This window comes from Thiorhodococcus fuscus, from assembly GCF_042682685.1.
Taxonomy (GTDB): Bacteria; Pseudomonadota; Gammaproteobacteria; order Chromatiales; family Chromatiaceae; genus Imhoffiella; species Imhoffiella fuscus.
The window spans coordinates 94,859-112,325 of the sequence record NZ_JBHUHX010000032.1 but is presented as its reverse complement, the minus strand read 5'-3'; the positions used below and the strand labels follow the sequence as shown (position 1 = coordinate 112,325).

Sequence of the window (17,467 nt, the reverse complement as noted above, 5' to 3'; positions counted from 1 at the left end):
CATGGACAGACAAACTCCCAAGTCGCCCTGGGCCGTGATGCGCCCGGTCCAGGGTCAGATCCGCTTCGCCATGGCCCTGGCCGCTCTGGGCACCGTGTTCGGCCTGGTGGCGCTCGCCATGCTCGCCTGGGTGATCCATCGGTTGATCGAGGCCCCAGGAGACTGGCCCTGGACGCCGATGTTCGGCGTCCTCGTCTGTACGGTGCTCGCCTATCTGCTACGCATCAATTCCTTCGACCAGTCGCACTATGCCGCCTTCCGGCTGGAGCAGATCCTGCGCACCCGGCTCGCCGAACACCTGGCGCGGGTCTCGCTCGGCGAGATCCAGCGCATCGGCGCCGGGGCGCTCGCCAAGGTCATCCAGGACGACGTCAAGGAGCTGCACGTCTTCGTCGCCGACAGCACGCCGCTCCATGCGCGGGCCTACGCGGGTCCGGCGATCACCCTGATCGCCCTGCTCTGGCTCGACTGGCGTCTCGCCCTCGCGGCCGTCGCGGTCCTGGCGCTCGGCTTCGTCGCCATGAGTCTGGCGATGCGCGACCGCGCCGAACTCGTCCGCCGCTACCATGCCGCGCGCGAGCGGGTCAGCGCCGCCGTCGTCGAGTTCGTCCAGGCGATGCCGGTGGTGCGCACCTTCGATACGGGCACCGACACCTTCGGCCGCTTCCAGCACGCCCTCGAGTCCTATCTCGGATTCCTAACCCATTGGTACCGCGAGGCCAGTCTCTCGGGCCGGCTCGGCATGGCGGTGCTCAACCCCATGCCGACGCTCGCCGTCCTCCTCTGGCTCGGGGCCTGGCTCGGCTGGCGCGAGTCGCTGGACTTCTCGACCTGGCTCGCCGTGCTGCTGATCGGCACCGGCATGGCCGAGGCCATGATGCCCCTGATGAGCCTCTATCACCTGATCGACAAGGCCAAGCTCAGCATCGCGCGCATCGACGAGGTGATGGACACACCCGAACTGCCGCAAGTCGCGCCCGAAAAGGCACACCGCCCGCAGGACGCGAGCCTCGTGTTCGAGGGGGTCGGATTCCGCTACGACGCGGACGGGGAAGAGGCCGTCGCCGACCTGAGTTTCACTGCCGCGCCGGGCACGGTGACGGCGCTCGTGGGTCCGTCGGGGGCCGGCAAGACCACGGTCGCGCGGCTCATCCCGCGCTTCTGGGACGTCACGACCGGGCGCGTGCTGGTCGGCGGCGTCGACGTGCGCGAGATGCGCGCCGACGATCTCATGGGCCAGGTCTCCTTCGTGTTCCAGGACACCTTCCTCTTCGCCGGCTCGATCGCCGAGAACATCCGTCTCGGTGTGCCGGACGCCAGCCAGGAGGCGGTCGAGGCGGCCGCCCGCGCGGCTCAGGCCCACGCCTTCATCGAGGCACTGCCGCAGGGCTACGAGACCCGCGCCGGCGAGCGCGGCATCTTCCTCTCCGGCGGCCAGCGCCAGCGCATCACCATCGCCCGCGCCATCCTCCAGGAGCGCCCGATCCTGGTCCTGGACGAGGCCACGGCCTTCGCCGATCCGGAGAACGAGCTGGCCCTGGTCGCGGCCCTGTCGCAGCTGATGCGGGGCAAGACCGTGATCCTGGTGGCCCACCGTCTCTCGACCATCCGCGACGCCGACCAGATCCTGGTCCTGGATCGCGGACGCCTGGCCGAGCTGGGCCGTCACGACGATCTGATCGCGCACGGCGGCCTCTACGCCCGGCTCTGGCACGGCTACGAGCAGGCACAGGCCTGGACGCTGCACCCGGACACGCCGCCGAGCACGCCCGCCCCCTCCCCCGCCCGTCTCGCGGAGATGCCATCGTGACGACAGACTCCAGCCCGACCATCCCCGTCCCGAGCGCGGGTACGCGCCCCATCACGCCCTGGCTCGAGACCTACCGCCAGCTCCTGCGCAGCTCCGGCACGCGCGCCGCCGAGCTACGGGCGGCCCTGCTCGGACTCACCATCGCCGCTGCGCTCCAGGGCCTGGCGCTGGCCTGTCTGCTGCCGCTCTTCTCGGCCCTCCTGCCGGATCCGGACTGGCCGGCCGTCTGGACCTGGCTCGCCGTCATGACCGCCCTGATGGGACTGGCGACGGTCGCGCGCTGGCGCGCCCAGGGCTTCGATTTCGACGGCCACATGGCCGCCGCGACCCACGAGCTGCGCACCCGTCTCGGCGAGCAGCTGCGCCGCATGCCCCTGGAGCGGCTGCAGGACAAGCGCACCGGAGAGGTCAGCTCGACCCTGCTCGGCAACGTCGACGAGAACCTCAACTATCTGCTCACGGTGGTGAATCTGATCCTGGGCGCCATCGTCACACCCTTGGTCGCGGCACTGGCCACACTCTTCGTCGACTGGCGCATGGGTCTGATCCTGCTGCTGATCTTCCCGACCATCCTCCCGCTCTACCGCTGGCGCCGACCGATCTTCGCCCGCAACATGCGCCGTCTCGCCGAGACGCACCAGCGCATCAACGGGGACATCCTCGAATACACCCAGGGACTGCCGGTGCTGCGCGCCGCGCGCTGCGCCGGGGAGCGGTCGGCCAGCCTGCAGGAGGGATTCGAGGAGCTGCGTCTGGTGCAGAGCCGGGCCCAGCGCGCCGGCAACCGGCCCAAGGTGCTGATCGCGAGCCTGGTGGAGCTCGGACTCCTGCTGGTCGTCGCCGTCGGCGTCACCTGGGCGATCGCCGGCACGCTCGATGTCGCCGTCCTGGCGGCACTGCTGGTGATGGTCTCGCGCTTCGCCGAACCGCTGGCCAATTTCGTCAACTACACCGCCATCCTCGAACTGATCGAGACGGCGCTCGAGCGCATCGAGGCCCTGCTCGCCATCGAGCCACTGCCGCAGCGCACGCCGACGGCGGTGCCGACGGAGTTCGACATCGCATTCTCGGGCGTGACCTTCGGCTATGCACAGGGCGATCGTCCCGTGATCCGCGACCTGGACGCCGAACTGCCGGCACGGCGGATGACGGCGCTGGTCGGCCCCTCGGGCTCGGGCAAATCGACCCTGACCCGATTGCTGATGCGCCATGCCGATCCGCAGCGGGGCACAGTCGCCATCGGCGGGGTCGACGTGCGCGCCATCCCGCCCGAGACGCTGAACGGCCTGATCTCGGTCGTCTTCCAGGACGTCTATCTGTTCGACGACACGGTGCTGGCCAACATCCGCATGGCCCGGCCCGACGCCAGCGACGCCGAGGTCGAGGCCGCGGCCCGCGCCGCCCGCTGCCTGGACTTCATCGAGCGACTGCCCCAGGGCTGGGACACGCGGCTCGGCGACATCGGCGGACGCCTCTCCGGCGGCGAGCGTCAGCGCATCTCCATCGCCCGCGCCCTGCTCAAGCAGGCCCCCATCGTGGTCCTCGACGAGCCGACCGCCGCGCTCGACACCGAGAGCGAGCGCTCCGTGCAGGAGGCGATCGACGCACTGGTGCGCGACAAGACGGTCATCGTCATCGCTCACCGGCTGTCCACCATCGCTGGCGCCGACACCATCCTGGTGCTCGAGGACGGACGCCTGGTCGAGCAGGGCCGGCACGCCGCGCTGCTCGCCGCCGGCGGACGCTACCGCGCCATGTGGGACGCCCAGCAGCGCGCCAAAGCCTGGCATCTGATCGACGCCGCTCAAGACTGCGGCACCAGGCATCAAACCGACTCCCAACCGAAGTGAACCCACCATGCCTCCGACTGAAGGACTTTCCATTCGCGGTCTCGCCAAGACCTATCCCAACGGCATCGCGGCCCTACGCGGCATCGATCTCGAGGTAGCGCCCGGACTCTACGGACTGCTCGGCCCGAACGGTGCCGGCAAGAGCACCCTGATGCGCACCCTGGCGACGCTGCAGACGCCCGATCGCGGCGAGATCCGTCTCGACGGAATCGACCTGCTCGCCGAACCCGATCGGGTGCGCCGCCGACTTGGCTATCTGCCGCAGCAGATCGGCGCCTATCCGGGCGTTTCGGGGCACGAACTGCTGACGCGCTTCGCCTGGCTCAAGGGGCGCACCGATCGTCGCAAGCGTCGCGCCGAGATCGAGCGCTTGCTGGATCGCGTGAATCTGACCGACGCGGCTCGCCGCCCGGTCGCAACCTATTCGGGCGGCATGCTGCGCCGCTTCGGCATCGCCTTGGCCCTGATCGGGTCGCCCCGGCTGCTGATCGTCGACGAGCCGACCGCCGGGCTCGACCCGGCCGAGCGCAACCGTTTCCACCGGGTGCTAGCCGACGTGGCCGCCGAGGCGGTGGTGCTGCTTTCGACCCACATCGTCGAGGACGTCGAGAACCTCTGTGCGCGGGTCGCCATCCTCGCCAGCGGACGCATCGTCGCCGAGGGCACCCCCGCCGAACTGACCGGGCGACTCGCGGACCGGCTCTGGTCGTGGATCGTGCCGCGCGGCGAAACGCCGCCGGACGCGGTGCATCTCTCGGCCGTGCCCGGCGGCACGCTGGCGATCGTCGAGTCGAGCACGGCCCCGGACGGCCGTTTCGCGCCCCACCACCCACGCCTGGAGGACGCCTACCATGTCGCGCTTGCCAAGACCGGCATCCTTGAGGTCGCGGCATGAGCCCCTTCTGGCATGAGGCGCTCGACGAGTTTCGCGCGGGACTGCGCAGCGGTGTCGTTCCGCTGATCTATCTGGTACTCGTCGGCTACCTGCTGATGGTGCTCACCCATTCCGGCTATCTGCGCGACATGGGCGCGGTCGACATCCCGCGCAACGCGCCGAGCCTGGTCTATCTCATGACCTCGGGCGACGCCTTCTTCCTCTTTTTCGCCTGGGCCTGGGTCTTCGCCCAGCCGATCGTGCGCGACCGATCGGCGCGTCTGAACGAGCTGGTGCTCACCGCGCCCGTGCCCCTGGCGGGGTGGCTGACGGCCCGTTTCGTCGGCGCGCTGGGGATCGCGCTGCTGCTCGGCAGCTCGCAGATCGTCGGCTTCCTGGCCGCGCCCCTGCTGGAATGGGTAGGCGCCGTGCCGGCCGGGTCGATCGCGCCCGCTCCCTGGGCGGCGCTCGGCTGGGCCTGGCTCGTCTTCACCCTGCCGCTCGCGCTCGGCGCCGGGGCGCTCTACTACCTGGCGGCGATCCGCAGCCGCAGCCTGATCGGCCCCTTCATCGTCGCCGCCGGTTTCATGACCTTCTGGATGGTCGCGATGGTCGTGCTCAAAAGCGCCGACGCCAGCCCCGTCCTCGCCACCCTGCTCGATCCTTCCGGCTTCGCCGAGGCCGAGCATCAGGTCGAGCACTGGACGCCCCATGAGAAATCCACCGCCCTGCTGGCGCCGACTCCAGCGCTGCTCGCAAGCCGTGTTCTCTGGTGTCTGCTGCCACTGGCCCTACTTTGGGCCGGGATCCGCCGCACGACCCGCGAATCCCTGATCTTGGAGCCGGTCCAACGGGCGCGACCATCGGCGCGAAGACAACCGATGCCGGCCATGTCAGCGCCGACCGCCCTGCCGGGACCGATAACGAAACCGTCCTGGTGGCTGGCGCTGGTTGCGGAATCGGGATGGCAGCTCTGGCAAGTGCTGTCGCGGCGCCGCGTCTGGGGTGCGTTGGGGTTTCTGACCGTGCTCGCCGTCGTCGGAGCCGTCTACCATATCGTCCAGCACGCCGACGGCCCCTTGGAGCCGCGCCCCGAGCTGGTCGCGCCGCTGTTGACGGAGCTGTTCTATCTCATCATTGCCTTCGTCGTCGCGGGACTGGTCGGCATCACGGCCCGCCGCGACGATCAGATCGGTCTCGGCGAGATGCTGGACGCCACGCCGGCACCGAATGCTGTGCGACTGATCGGACGGCTCGTCACGGTCGTCGCGCTGACACTGATCCTGGCACTGGTGCCCGGAATCGGCACGCTCATCACGACGGCGCTGATCGCTCCGCAGAGTCTGGACCTGGCGCTCACACTGGGTTATCAGGTCCTGGTCCTGGCACCCGCGCTGCTTGAACTCGCCGCCGTCACCGTCCTGCTGCACGCCCTGATCCGTCACCCCGGACCGGCCTATGCCGCATCGGTGCTCGCAACCTTCGTATTCATCGTCAATCACGAGACCGGACTTGTCAGCTATCCGCCGCACCAGATCGGTGTACCGGTCGACATCGCGCTCTCCGGCCTCACCGGACTCGGACCCTGGCTGGAGCAGATCTTGAGTAGCGGCGCCTTCAAGCTCGCACTGGTCGCTCTGCTGCTGGCCCTGGCCGCAACCCTGACTCCGCGCGGGACGGAGACGGGCTGGGCGGTTCGCTGGCCCGGATTCCGGCACCGTGTTGCCGGTCCCGCAGGCAAGGTGGCCCTGCTCGCCGCGCTGGCGCTGATCGGGCTTGAGATCCACCTGTACCAGCACTACAGGATCGACGGCACCTACGAAACGCTGACCCAGCAACTGACCAAAAACGCCCACTGGGAGCAGCGTTGGCTCGCGCCAGCCGCACCTTTCGCGGTGCTTGGCGGGACGGTCGAATTGAGCGTCAATCCGGCCGAACGAACGCTCCGGGGCCGCTGGACACTGAATGGCGTGCACGCTGTCGGCGGTCTCCTGCATGCGGAGCTTCCCGACGGCTTCAGACTCGAACAGGCGCTGGTCGAAGGCCAGGAAACGGCGACCCTCGTCGAAGGCGATCACCTGGCGCTGCAACTGGCCGACTGCGGCGCACCAGGATGCCGGATCGAACTGGTCTGGTCGCAACGTCTGCTCGGCTGGAGTGCGGAGCATCGCCCATCCTGGCTGCTTCGCGACAGCGTCTGGCTCCATGCCACCGAGGTTCTGCCACGACTGGGCCTCGATCCGGACCGTGTCCCGCGCGTCCCGGCCGAGCGTGTCACGCATGGCCTCTGGCCCGAGGTCACGCTCCCCGCATACCGTACCTCGGTACCGAGCGGAGCCGCCGCACCGGCAGGCAACTGGAGTTGGCGCGTAAGAATCGCAGGCCAGACCGACGCCGCCGAACACGAAGACACCATCGACGGCCCGCTCGACTTCGCCGTCATCTGGGCACCGAGGGCACGGCACTCGCTCCTCGGCGGTTTCGAATTCGTCCATGACCGAACCCGCACGGAGACCGCCGCGACGATCGCCGAGGATCTGGCGGCGATGCGGGACTGCGTCACCCGTCGACTCGGGTCGGTGCCAAACGTTCAGGGCGTTGTCCAATGGCCTCGCGCCCTCGGCGACTCGACCCTGGCCGGTGATCGTCTGCTCCTCGCCGAGGATCCGCATTGGGACGTCGCCGATCAAGGCGTCGGGCGCTGGAAACGCCGCGCCGCGATCGCAACCGCGCTCGCCCAACGGCAGATACGCGATGTTGCCGACCTGCGTCAGGGTCCCGGCTCGCTCTGGCTCGCCTCTGGCGTGCCGGGCGCGATCGGCCTGCTCTGCGTCGCTGAAACCGACGGTCTCGATGCCCTCACGGCCTTGATCGCGCGCGGAGCCGATGCGACCACTCAGGCGCTCGCCGGTAGCTCGGTCCCGGTCGGGGCGCTGCGAATGGCCACCTCGGATGGCTGGGCGCGCGACTACGGCCCGCTCGCCGCGCTCGATTGGACCGCCCGTCAGACGCCGGCCCAATTTGCGACACTCCTGACCGCGATCCGTCGGGGCGACGATCTCGACACCACGCTCGCCAGCATCGTCGGCGCAACCTCCAGCGCACGCATCCTGGGCGCACCGAACGCATCGGACGTGCAGGCCGCAACCCAGCCGCCCACCGGCGAGCGCTGGCACTGGTTCGAGGGTGAATGGCTGGCGAGCCGCTTGGTCGCCGAGGCATGGCGCTATCGGGTCGAGCGAAACCGATTGACTCTGGATCCGCCGAGCGACGCTTCGTCGCCACGCTTTTCCGGGCCGGATGAGACCGCCTTCCTCTATCTCGATGCCTGGCCGGGATACGAGCGAGCGCCGGCGGACAACCTGATGCATGTGGTTGAATGAGGAGAAACCGCACGCGCCCGGTCAGGCTCAGTTCGGGCGCAACTCGGAGGCCGGGGCCGTCAACATCACAACACGCCCTACATCGGACGCACAGACCCTGAGCGGGTCATCCATCCTCGGCAACCGTGGCAACGTGGAACCAAAGTCCGAGGTAGACGTCGGGGTTTGGGGGCAGCCCAAGGAGCAGGCTTTTTGTGTACAAAATTTTGAACCCAGGAATTCCGCTCGACTTGCGCTTGTTACCTAAAACGGTTCCAGACAACGAACAAGTCCGAAGGACTGAGCAAAACCTTGATTTTATGGAGCTGGCGAACGGATTCGAACCGATGACCTGCTGATTACAAATCAGCTGCTCTACCAACTGAGCTACGCCAGCTTAATGATATGCGGAGTGCGCCACACCCTTGAATGGGGATGACGGGGCGGCGATTATACAGTGAATTCGAAGGTTATCTCAACGTCGCAATGACGGCGAGGCAACCGCGCGCCCACCTGGAGACCGAGACCCATGAGCCTGATCCAGCCTGCTCGAATCCCGTTCGACGACCCGCAGATCGTGGCGGCGCGGACCGATCTCGTCGCTGCCTTGCGTGCCTTCCTTCCAGCCGAATCGGTGCTGGAGCGACAGGAGGAGGTTCGACCCTATGAATGCGACGGTCTGTCCGCCTATCGCCAGCTGCCGCTGCTGGTGGTGCTTCCGCGCACGGTCGAGGAGGTGCAGCGCATCCTGCGGCTGTGCAGCGAGCGCCAGGTGCCGGTGGTCGCTCGGGGTGCGGGGACGGGGCTTTCGGGCGGCGCATTGCCGCTCGGGGACGGGCTTCTGCTGAGCCTCGCCCGCTTCAACCGCATCCTGGATCTGGATCCGGTCGCCAGAACGGCGCGCGTTCAGCCGGGCGTGCGCAATCTGGCGATCTCGGAGGCGGCCAAGCCGCACGGACTCTATTACGCCCCGGATCCGTCGAGCCAGATCGCCTGCACCATCGGGGGCAACATCGCCGAGAATTCGGGCGGTGTGCATTGCCTCAAATACGGACTCACGGTCCACAATCTGCTGTCGGTGACCTTCGTGACCATGGATGGGGAGCTGATCGAGCTGGGCTCGGAGGCGCTGGACTCGCCCGGCTTCGACCTGCTGGCGCTCTACATCGGCTCCGAGGGCATGCTGGGCGTGACCGTCGAGGCGACGGTGAAGCTGCTCCCGGTCCCCGAGCGCGCCCAGGCGCTGCTCGCCGCCTACGACGATGTCGAGAAGGCCGGACAGGCGGTCGGGGACATCATCGCCGCCGGCATCATCCCGGCCGGACTGGAGATGATGGACGGCCCCGCGATCCAGGCCGCCGAGGATTTCGTCCATGCGGGCTATCCGACAGAGGCTGCGGCGCTCCTGATCTGCGAGCTCGACGGCACCAACCAGGAGGTTTCGGAGCAGGTGATGCAGGTCCGAGACCTGCTGCTGGAAAGCGGCGCGACCGAGGTCCGCACCTCGCAGGACGATGCCGAGCGGCTGCGCTTCTGGCAGGGGCGCAAGTCAGCCTTTCCGGCGGTGGGCCGCATCTCGCCGGACTATTACTGCATGGACGGCACCATTCCACGTCGCGCACTGCCCGAGGTCCTGCGCCGCACGGCCGAGCTGTCGCGGGAGTACGGACTCAGGGTGGCGAACGTCTTCCATGCCGGCGACGGTAATATGCACCCATTGATCCTGTTCGACGCCAACAGGCCCGGCGAGCTGGAGCGCACCGAGGAGCTGGGCGGTCGTATCCTGGAACTCTGCGTCGAGGTCGGTGGTACCATCACCGGCGAGCACGGCGTCGGGATCGAGAAGATCAATCAGATGTGCGTCCAGTTCAGCCCCGAGGAGCTGCGCCAGTTCCATGCGGTGAAGGAGGCGTTCGATCCGGACGCCCTGCTGAATCCGGGCAAGGGCATTCCGACTCCGCGCCGCTGCTCCGAGTATCGCGAGCTGCCGACCCCGAGGGCGCATCACGCGCACCATTGATCACTGTCCTTCGACTTGGACCGCAAAGGCGCGAAGGACGCAAAGAAAGACTAGGGTTTCTCCCATGCATCTCAGTATCCGTTCATTTCGGCGAGCCATCGTCCGATGAGTACGCCCGAACGTCTGATCAGTCCCGAACCGGCCTCGGACGACAAGGCGATGGATCGCGCGATCCGCCCACGCCAACTGGCCGACTATGTGGGCCAGCCGGCGGTGCGCGAGCAGATGGAGATCTTCATCGGCGCCGCCCGGGCACGCAGCGAGGCGCTCGATCATGTCCTCATCTTTGGACCGCCCGGACTCGGCAAGACGACCCTCTCGCACATCATCGCCCACGAGATGCAGGTCAATCTGCGCCAGACCTCGGGGCCGGTGCTGGAGAAACCGGGCGATCTGGCCGCCCTACTCACCAACCTGGATCCGGGCGACGTGCTCTTCGTCGACGAGATCCACCGTCTCAGCCCGGTGGTCGAAGAGGTTCTCTATCCGGCGATGGAGGACTATCAGCTCGACATCATGATCGGCGAGGGACCGGCCGCGCGCTCGATCAAGCTCGACCTGCCTCAGTTCACCCTGGTGGGCGCTACCACCCGCGCCGGACTCCTGACCTCGCCGCTGCGCGATCGCTTCGGCATCGTCCAGCGGCTGGAATACTATTCGGCCGAGGATCTCACCCACATCGTGCGACGCTCGGCCCAGATCCTCGGAATCGAGACCGACCCCGAAGGTGCCGCCGAGATCGCCCGGCGCTCGCGCGGCACGCCCCGTATCGCCAACCGGCTGCTGCGGCGGGTGCGGGACTTCGCCCAGGTCCGAGCCGACGGGCGCATCAGCGTCCAGGTGGCGGATCAGGCGCTGAGCATGCTCAAGGTCGACAATCAGGGGTTCGACCACATGGACCGGCGTCTGCTGGAGGCGGTGATCGAGAAGTTCGACGGCGGCCCGGTGGGCGTCGAGAGCCTGGCGGCGGCGATCGGCGAGGAACGCGGGACCATCGAGGACGTGCTGGAGCCTTTCCTCATCCAGCAGGGCTATTTGATGCGCACGCCGCGCGGACGCATGGCAACCCAGTCGGCCTACCGGCATTTCGGACTGCCCGACCCCAAGGGTCGGGAAGCCACATCCATCCCGGATCTGTTCGACGGCGCGAACGCCTGAACAGAGGGTTGCCTCCAGCCTCCAGCTTCAGGCACCGACGACGCAGCGCAGGTCCGCCTGGGGGTCATCGCCGGTCAGCTTGAGGTCGTAGCGTTCCTGCAGGATGGCGAAGACGTTGGGCGTGACGAAGGCGGGCGGATTGGGTCCGAGGGTGATGCCCTTGACGCCCAGGCTCAAGAGGGTCAGGAAGACGGCGACGGCCTTCTGCTCGAACCAGCTGATCACCAGGGTCAGGGGCAGATCGTTGACACCGCAGTCGAACGCCTTGGCCAGGGCGACGGCGACCGAGATGGCGCCGTAGGCGTCGTTGCACTGCCCCATGTCCATCAGACGCGGGAATCCGAGATGCTCCCCGTAGTCGTAGTCGCGGATACGGAACTTGCCGCAGCCCAGGGTGAGGATGAAGGAATCCTTCGGCGTGCCCTGGGCATAGTCGCTGAAATAGTTGCGCCCCTTCTCGGCGCCGTCGCACCCGCCGATGACGAAGAAGCGGCTGATCTGGCCGGCCTTGACCGCGTCGACGATCGTCTGGGCATGATCCAACAGCACGCTGCGGTGGAAACCGATGGTCGACTCGCCGCTGATCCGCTCCTGGCAGGGCTCGCAGCGGCGCGCCTCCTCGATGACGGCGGAGAAGTCCTCGTCCAGACGCGGCCCGCCCGGAACGGCCGTGGCACGCATGGTGAAAAGACGACCCTTGTAGCTCTCGGGCGGAATCAGCACGCAGTTGGTGGTGGCGACCACCGGCCCCGGAAAGGCGGCGAACTCCTTCTTCTGCTCCTGCCAGGCACCGCCGTATTGACCGGCCAGGTTGGGATGCTCGCGCAGCCTGGGATACATGTGGGCCGGCAGCATCTCGCCGTGGGTGTAGACCTTGATGTCCGTCCCCTCGACCTGCTGGAGCAGATTCCACAGATCCAGGAGGTCGTGGCCGGTCACGAGGATGCCCGGACCGGCCTGGGTGCCCTCCTTCACCTGGGTCGGAGACGGCTTGCCGAAGGTCTCGACATGCCCCTCGTCGAGCAGCTCCATGACCCTCAGGTTCATCTCGCCGCACTTGAGACAGAGTTCGAGCAGGCTGTCGAGGTCGAAGTTCACGTTGGTCATGGTCGCGAACAGGGCCTCCTCGATGAAGGCCGAAACCCGTTCGTCGTGTTTGCCGAGCCGGCGCGCGTGATGGGCATAGGCGGCCATGCCCTTGAGACCGTAGAGCAGGGTTTCCTGGAGCGACTGAACGTCAGCGTCCTTGCCGCAGACACCGGGTGAGTTGACGCAGGCCGACTGGCGGAAGGTTTGCTCACATTGATTGCAGAACATCGGAACCTCGAACGAAACATGATGGATGGCAAGCCAAGCAGCCCTCGCTCTTGCAGTTCGATCCTGGACCGGTCGAGGAGCCGCGCTCGGGGCCAAGTCTGATTGGACAGAGAACCTGGCTCCTTGACCAAGGTCAAATCGACCAGACCACCGAGAAAAGGCGACCAATACAGTCAGCCTCTCGCGTGGCAAAGGGATCGATCCAGTCTGGCACGCTCAACAGAAGGGAATTGCCAACATCGATCAGAGCCTCCATATTGAGCGGATCCGGCCTTCGGCCAGCCGCTGAGAACATCTGGAAACCACGACCATGAAGACACTCGCTCTATCACTCACACTCGCCTCCTCCCTGGTGCTCGTGGCATGCGGCACCACCACTGGCTCACGCACGGGCAGCGGCGCCGCCGTTGGCGCCGCCACCGGTGCGGCCATCGGCTCGCTGAGCGGAAATGCAGGCAAGGGCGCCTTGATCGGTGCCGGCGCGGGCGCGCTCGGCGGTTATGTCTACGACAAGAACAAAAAGCAGGAGGAATACGACCGGGAATATCGCAACCGCGATTATGACAATCGCTACCCGCGTTACTGAGCCCCGGCTCCCCCAGGATCCGGCCGCGCCGATTCGCGGCCGGATCCCCGTTCATCATTAGATTTGACGAGACAGTACCCTATGTCGCAGTTCGAAAACGTCACCGTTATCAAGCAAGCCAACGTCTATTTCGACGGACAGGTGATCAGCCGTACCCTCTTGTTCGCGGACGGCAGCCGCAAGTCGCTCGGAATCATGCAGCCGGGCACCTTCACCTTCGGCACCCAGGACGCCGAGTTGATGGAGATCCTGACCGGAGATCTGGAGGTCCAACTGCCCGGGACCGGCGGCTGGCGGCGAATCGTTGGCGGCGAATCCTTCGAGGTCCCTGCCGACTCCAGTTTCACCGTCAAGGTCAACGAACTCACCGATTACTGCTGCTCATACCTTCCTTAGCAGATTCCTAGAATCGAAACGCCTCGAGCGCGCGGCGGCGGCCGGGGTAACTGAAAGACCGTCTCGACCCAAGCCACATGCGGCTCGCCTCCTCTCGCTCAAGGTATGGAACTCACTAATCAGATCATCCTGATCGCTTCGGTCGCGCTCTTCGTCAGCGTCCTGACCTCCGTCCTCACCAGCCGGCTCGGGGCGCCATTGCTCCTGGTCTTCCTGGTCATGGGCATGCTGCTGGGCGAGGACGGTCCGGGCGGAATCGCCTTCGACGACGTTCAGCTCTCGCATCTGTTCGGCAATCTCGCCCTCGCCATCATCCTTTTCGACGGCGGTCTGGCGACGCCCTACAAGAATTTCCGCGTCGGACTCAAGCCGGCAGCCGGGCTGGCGACGATCGGGGTACTCATCACCTCTGTGATCACGGGACTGAGCGCCGCCTGGATACTGGATCTGCCCCCGTTCGAGGGATTGCTGCTGGGCGCAATCGTCGGATCCACCGACGCCGCAGCGGTCTTCTCGGTGTTGCGCTCGCAGGGGTTGGAGCTGAAACAACGCATCGGCGCCACTCTCGAAATCGAATCGGGCAGCAACGACCCCATGGCGGTCTTCCTGACGATCGCCATGATCGAGATCCTGCTCAGCGACAACCAGAACCCTGGCCTGGTCATGCTGACCGAGTTCCTGCGTCAGATGGGACTCGGCGCCGGGCTCGGACTCGCCGGCGGATTCACCCTGGTCTGGCTCATCAACCGACTGGAGATGATGCCGGGACTCTACCCGCTCGCGGCCATGGCCGGTGGACTCAGCCTCTTTGCAACGACCACGGCGGCCGGCGGCAGCGGATTCCTCGCCATCTATCTTGCCGGACTGGTCATCGGCAACCGGCCGCTCCAGTTCAGACTCGAAGTGAAGCGCTTCCACGATGGCATCGCGCGGCTGGCCCAGATCGCCATGTTCCTCATGCTGGGCCTGCTGGTCACGCCGTCGGAACTGCTGCCGGTCGCGCCCGCAGCGCTCCTCTTCGCCGGGGTGCTCATCTTCCTGGCCCGACCGCTCGCCGTACTCATCTGCCTGCTGCCGTTCCGCTTTCCCTGGCGCGAGCAGGTCTTCATCGGCTGGGTCGGTCTGCGCGGGGCCGTTCCCATCGTCCTCGCGCTCTTTCCGCTGCTGGCCGGGCTTCCGCATGCCCAGATGTACTTCGACGTGGTCTTCTTCGTAGTGCTGGTTTCGCTGGTGATCCAGGGCTGGACCGTCGGCGTGCTGGCGCGCTGGCTGGGACTGGAGGTACCACCCACGACCCATCTGGTGCAGCGTGTCGAGCTGGACATTCCGGGACAGCAGGAACTGGAGCTCGTCGGCTACCAGCTCGCCCCGAACGCCCCCATCCTGGTGGACAGACGACCCGAACTCCTCCACCTTCCCAAAGGAGCGAGGATCGTGGCCCTGCTACGCGACCACCATCTGCTCGACGCTCTGGAGCCATTCGCCCCCCAAGCCGGCGACTATCTCTACCTCATGGCGGACCCCAAGGATCTGGCGGAATTGGACCGTCTGTTCGTCGCGCCCACCGAATCGCCCCATCTCAGCGATCAGGCCTTCTTCGGCGCGTTCGTTCTCAACGGCTCGGCTCGACTCGGCGATCTCTGCACCGCCTATGGAATCCAGGTTCAACACCACGACCCTGACATCACGCTCGACACGCTCATCCGTCGCACGCTCTCGGCCCATCCGGTGGTCGGCGACCGGCTACAGATCGAGCAACTGGAACTGGTCGTGCGCGAGGTCGAGAACGACCGCATCCTCAAGGTTGGACTCAAGCTTCCGGGCGCGGCCTAAACCGACTCCGAACCCCAAAAAATTCGCTCAACCTGGGGAGAACCAGAATCGACATTCGTTGCGAATGAGTTGATTCTTTCATCACATCATCAGCAAAGCAGCAAGCGCTGATCGATTCCGCGATCCGTTCGCGGCCGTACCGACCCGGTACTCCCTGGCGAGCACCAGGTCTGACAGGATCAACCTTCACGCATCACCCGGATCACAGCGAGAGCCCCATGTCTGACGCCCCTTTCGACCTAGTCGACGCCAAAGACACCTTCACCGACAGCGATTGGTTTCATACGTGCCGCGAGACTCAAACGCCCTATGTGGTCGTGCGCAGCGGCGAGCGCTCTGCCGACGTGCTGTGGGATTACATCACCCTCCCGCCCTGCTGCGACGCCCGACTGAGGCGCAACTTCAGCGCCCTCGAACGCGAAGCCCGAGCCATCTTCGAGCGATTCTCACAGCCGGAATCCTATCTGCGAATCAAGCCGACCATGATCTGCTTCGATCATCTGCGCGTCGACCAAGCCAAATCCGCCGCCGCCGCGCTGTATCGATTGATCACGCATTATCTTCCAGAGACGGTCATCACCCGCTCGACCGCGATCAGCACCGACTCCCAGAGGCCACTCCCGCCGACCGACCGGCCGAAAACCCGCAGCCTATGGGTAGAAGAAAGCGGTCTCGCCTGAAACCGATAGAACCACATACTGCGCGACGGAAACGCACAAAACACAATATCTAGTATCCGCGCTGGACATCCCGACCGAATCCCTTTAACGTTTGGACATCGCCCGAGCCACTTCGGGCTACCCTCTCCAGTGCCCGCAATCCATGCGCCGGGCCAGATTCAACGCTCAGCCGAGGACAGATGACCATGCTGAATTGGGACGACCCGCTTTCCACCGCCAAACCCTCCGCCCCTCAGCCTGCATCGAGCGTCCCCCCCCAGGAGGCTCAGCCTGCGACATCGACCGGCGCCGTGCCGCCGCGCATCCGCCCGCAGCACACGGCGGGGCAGATTCGCCCCGGCCAGGGCCTCGTCGCCAATCACACCCTCATGACCACGGCAGGCGCGGCGCCGGTCGTCGCGGCCGACCCGTTTGTCGCGGAAAACGCCCGCGAGCCGGAACTGGAGATCCAGGACACGCTTCCCCTGGGAAACCAGGCAGCGGCCGAGACCGACGGGGCGCTCGCACAGACCGCTGGCGGCGCGACCGGACTGGAATCGCTGGAGATGGGTGCGGGACGCGTGCGCGTCGACGACAAGCGGATCATCAACTGTCACGCCGACCTCAATCAGCTGGTTCCCTTCAAGTACGACTGGGCCTGGCAAAAATATCTGGACGCCTGCGCCAACCACTGGATGCCGCAAGAAATCAATATGAACGCGGACATCGCGCTGTGGAAGGACCCCAACGGCCTGACCGAGGACGAGCGCACCATCATCAAACGCAATCTCGGCTTCTTCTCGACCGCCGACTCGCTGGTCGCCAACAATCTGGTGCTGGCCGTCTATCGCCACATCACCAACCCCGAATGCCGTCAGTACCTGCTGCGCCAGGCGTTCGAGGAAGCGCTCCACACCCACGCCTACCAATACGTAGTGGAAAGCCTGGGGCTCGACGAGGGCGAGATCTTCAACATGTATCGCGAGCTGCCGGCCGTCGCCCGCAAGGCCGAATGGGCCCTGCCCTTCACGCGCCACCTCGCTGACCCGCATTTCCACACGGGCACGCCAGAGAGCGACCAGCGGTTGCTGCGCGAGCTGGTCGCCTTCTACGTCATCTTCGAGGGGATCTTCTTCTACGTCGGATTCGTGCAGATCCTCAGCATGGGCCGACGCAACAAGATGACCGGCACGGCAGAGCAGTTCCAGTACATCCTGCGCGACGAGTCGATGCACATGAACTTCGGCATCGACGTCATCAACCAGATCAAGATCGAGAATCCACACCTCTGGACGCCCGACTTCAAACAGGATCTGATACAGATGATCCGCGAAGCGGTCGAACTCGAGGCCCAATACGCCCACGACACCATGCCGCGCGGCGTACTCGGGCTGAATGCGTCGATGTTCAAGGAATATCTGCACTTCATCGCCAATCGCCGCTGCGCACAGATCGGCCTTCCCGAGCAATACGCAGGCGCGACCAACCCCTTCCCTTGGATGTCCGAGGTGCTCGATCTCAAAAAGGAGAAGAACTTCTTCGAAACGCGAGTCACCGAATACCAGACCGGCGGCGCGTTGAACTGGGACTGACGCGGAAGAC

At 66.1% G+C, this 17,467-nt stretch carries 12 protein-coding genes and 1 tRNA gene; 11 read left to right on the top strand and 2 right to left on the bottom strand.

Translation table 11 applies throughout. From position 1 onward, the window contains the following. Position 1 precedes the first annotated feature (1 nt). Genes ACFSJC_RS12555 through ACFSJC_RS12540 form a run of 4 tightly spaced genes read left to right on the top strand, consistent with a single transcriptional unit; the run spans position 2 to position 7,917 of the window. On the top strand, positions 2 to 1,810 hold the full coding sequence (locus ACFSJC_RS12555; protein ID WP_386027181.1) for an ABC transporter ATP-binding protein: 1,809 nt from the start codon (positions 2 to 4) through the stop codon (positions 1,808 to 1,810). Next, the gene (locus tag ACFSJC_RS12550; protein WP_386027179.1) at positions 1,807 to 3,660 is read left to right on the top strand and encodes an ABC transporter ATP-binding protein; all 1,854 of its coding nucleotides are present in this window, start codon (positions 1,807 to 1,809) and stop codon (positions 3,658 to 3,660) included. Before ACFSJC_RS12555 ends, ACFSJC_RS12550 begins: the two co-directional genes overlap by 4 nt. A gap of 7 nt (positions 3,661 to 3,667) precedes the next feature. Next, a complete protein-coding gene (locus tag ACFSJC_RS12545; RefSeq protein WP_386027177.1) occupies positions 3,668 to 4,555 on the top strand; it encodes an ABC transporter ATP-binding protein in 888 nt (295 codons plus the stop codon). Further along, complete coding sequence (locus tag ACFSJC_RS12540) at positions 4,552 to 7,917, top strand: ABC transporter permease (protein ID WP_386027176.1); 3,366 nt, start codon at positions 4,552 to 4,554, stop codon at positions 7,915 to 7,917. Before ACFSJC_RS12545 ends, ACFSJC_RS12540 begins: the two co-directional genes overlap by 4 nt. A 300-nt stretch (positions 7,918 to 8,217) precedes the next feature. On the opposite strand, the gene ACFSJC_RS12535 is transcribed toward ACFSJC_RS12540, so the two are convergent. After that, positions 8,218 to 8,293 (bottom strand) — tRNA-Thr (locus tag ACFSJC_RS12535). Positions 8,294 to 8,425: 132 nt separating this feature from the next. On the opposite strand from ACFSJC_RS12535, the gene ACFSJC_RS12530 reads away from it, so the two are divergent. Together ACFSJC_RS12530 and ruvB are read left to right on the top strand one after the other, a co-directional pair. Next, on the top strand, positions 8,426 to 9,916 hold the full coding sequence (locus ACFSJC_RS12530; protein WP_386027174.1) for an FAD-linked oxidase C-terminal domain-containing protein: 1,491 nt from the start codon (positions 8,426 to 8,428) through the stop codon (positions 9,914 to 9,916). A gap of 105 nt (positions 9,917 to 10,021) precedes the next feature. Continuing rightward, on the top strand, positions 10,022 to 11,074 hold the full coding sequence (ruvB, locus tag ACFSJC_RS12525) for a Holliday junction branch migration DNA helicase RuvB (protein ID WP_386027171.1): 1,053 nt from the start codon (positions 10,022 to 10,024) through the stop codon (positions 11,072 to 11,074). A gap of 27 nt (positions 11,075 to 11,101) precedes the next feature. Here the strand turns inward: ruvB and hcp are convergent, their stop codons facing one another. Next, the gene (gene hcp / locus ACFSJC_RS12520) at positions 11,102 to 12,391 is read right to left on the bottom strand and encodes a hydroxylamine reductase (protein WP_386027169.1); all 1,290 of its coding nucleotides are present in this window, start codon (positions 12,389 to 12,391) and stop codon (positions 11,102 to 11,104) included. A gap of 310 nt (positions 12,392 to 12,701) precedes the next feature. Between hcp and ACFSJC_RS12515 the strand changes: the two genes are divergently transcribed. The 5 genes from ACFSJC_RS12515 to ACFSJC_RS12495 all read left to right on the top strand — a co-directional run bounded on the left by ACFSJC_RS12515 (position 12,702) and on the right by ACFSJC_RS12495 (position 17,457). Then, positions 12,702 to 12,977, top strand: a complete 276-nt coding sequence (locus ACFSJC_RS12515) for a YMGG-like glycine zipper-containing protein (RefSeq protein WP_386027167.1) — start codon at positions 12,702 to 12,704, stop codon at positions 12,975 to 12,977. 81 nt (positions 12,978 to 13,058) lie between these two features. Next, positions 13,059 to 13,373, top strand: a complete 315-nt coding sequence (ppnP, locus tag ACFSJC_RS12510) for a pyrimidine/purine nucleoside phosphorylase (RefSeq protein ID WP_386027165.1) — start codon at positions 13,059 to 13,061, stop codon at positions 13,371 to 13,373. 105 nt (positions 13,374 to 13,478) lie between these two features. After that, on the top strand, positions 13,479 to 15,206 hold the full coding sequence (locus ACFSJC_RS12505; RefSeq protein ID WP_386027163.1) for a potassium/proton antiporter: 1,728 nt from the start codon (positions 13,479 to 13,481) through the stop codon (positions 15,204 to 15,206). Between the two features lie 218 nt (positions 15,207 to 15,424). Next, positions 15,425 to 15,886, top strand: a complete 462-nt coding sequence (locus ACFSJC_RS12500; RefSeq protein ID WP_386027161.1) for a hypothetical protein — start codon at positions 15,425 to 15,427, stop codon at positions 15,884 to 15,886. Between the two features lie 185 nt (positions 15,887 to 16,071). Beyond that, on the top strand, positions 16,072 to 17,457 hold the full coding sequence (locus ACFSJC_RS12495) for a ribonucleotide-diphosphate reductase subunit beta (RefSeq protein WP_386027223.1): 1,386 nt from the start codon (positions 16,072 to 16,074) through the stop codon (positions 17,455 to 17,457). Positions 17,458 to 17,467: the final 10 nt, after the last annotated feature.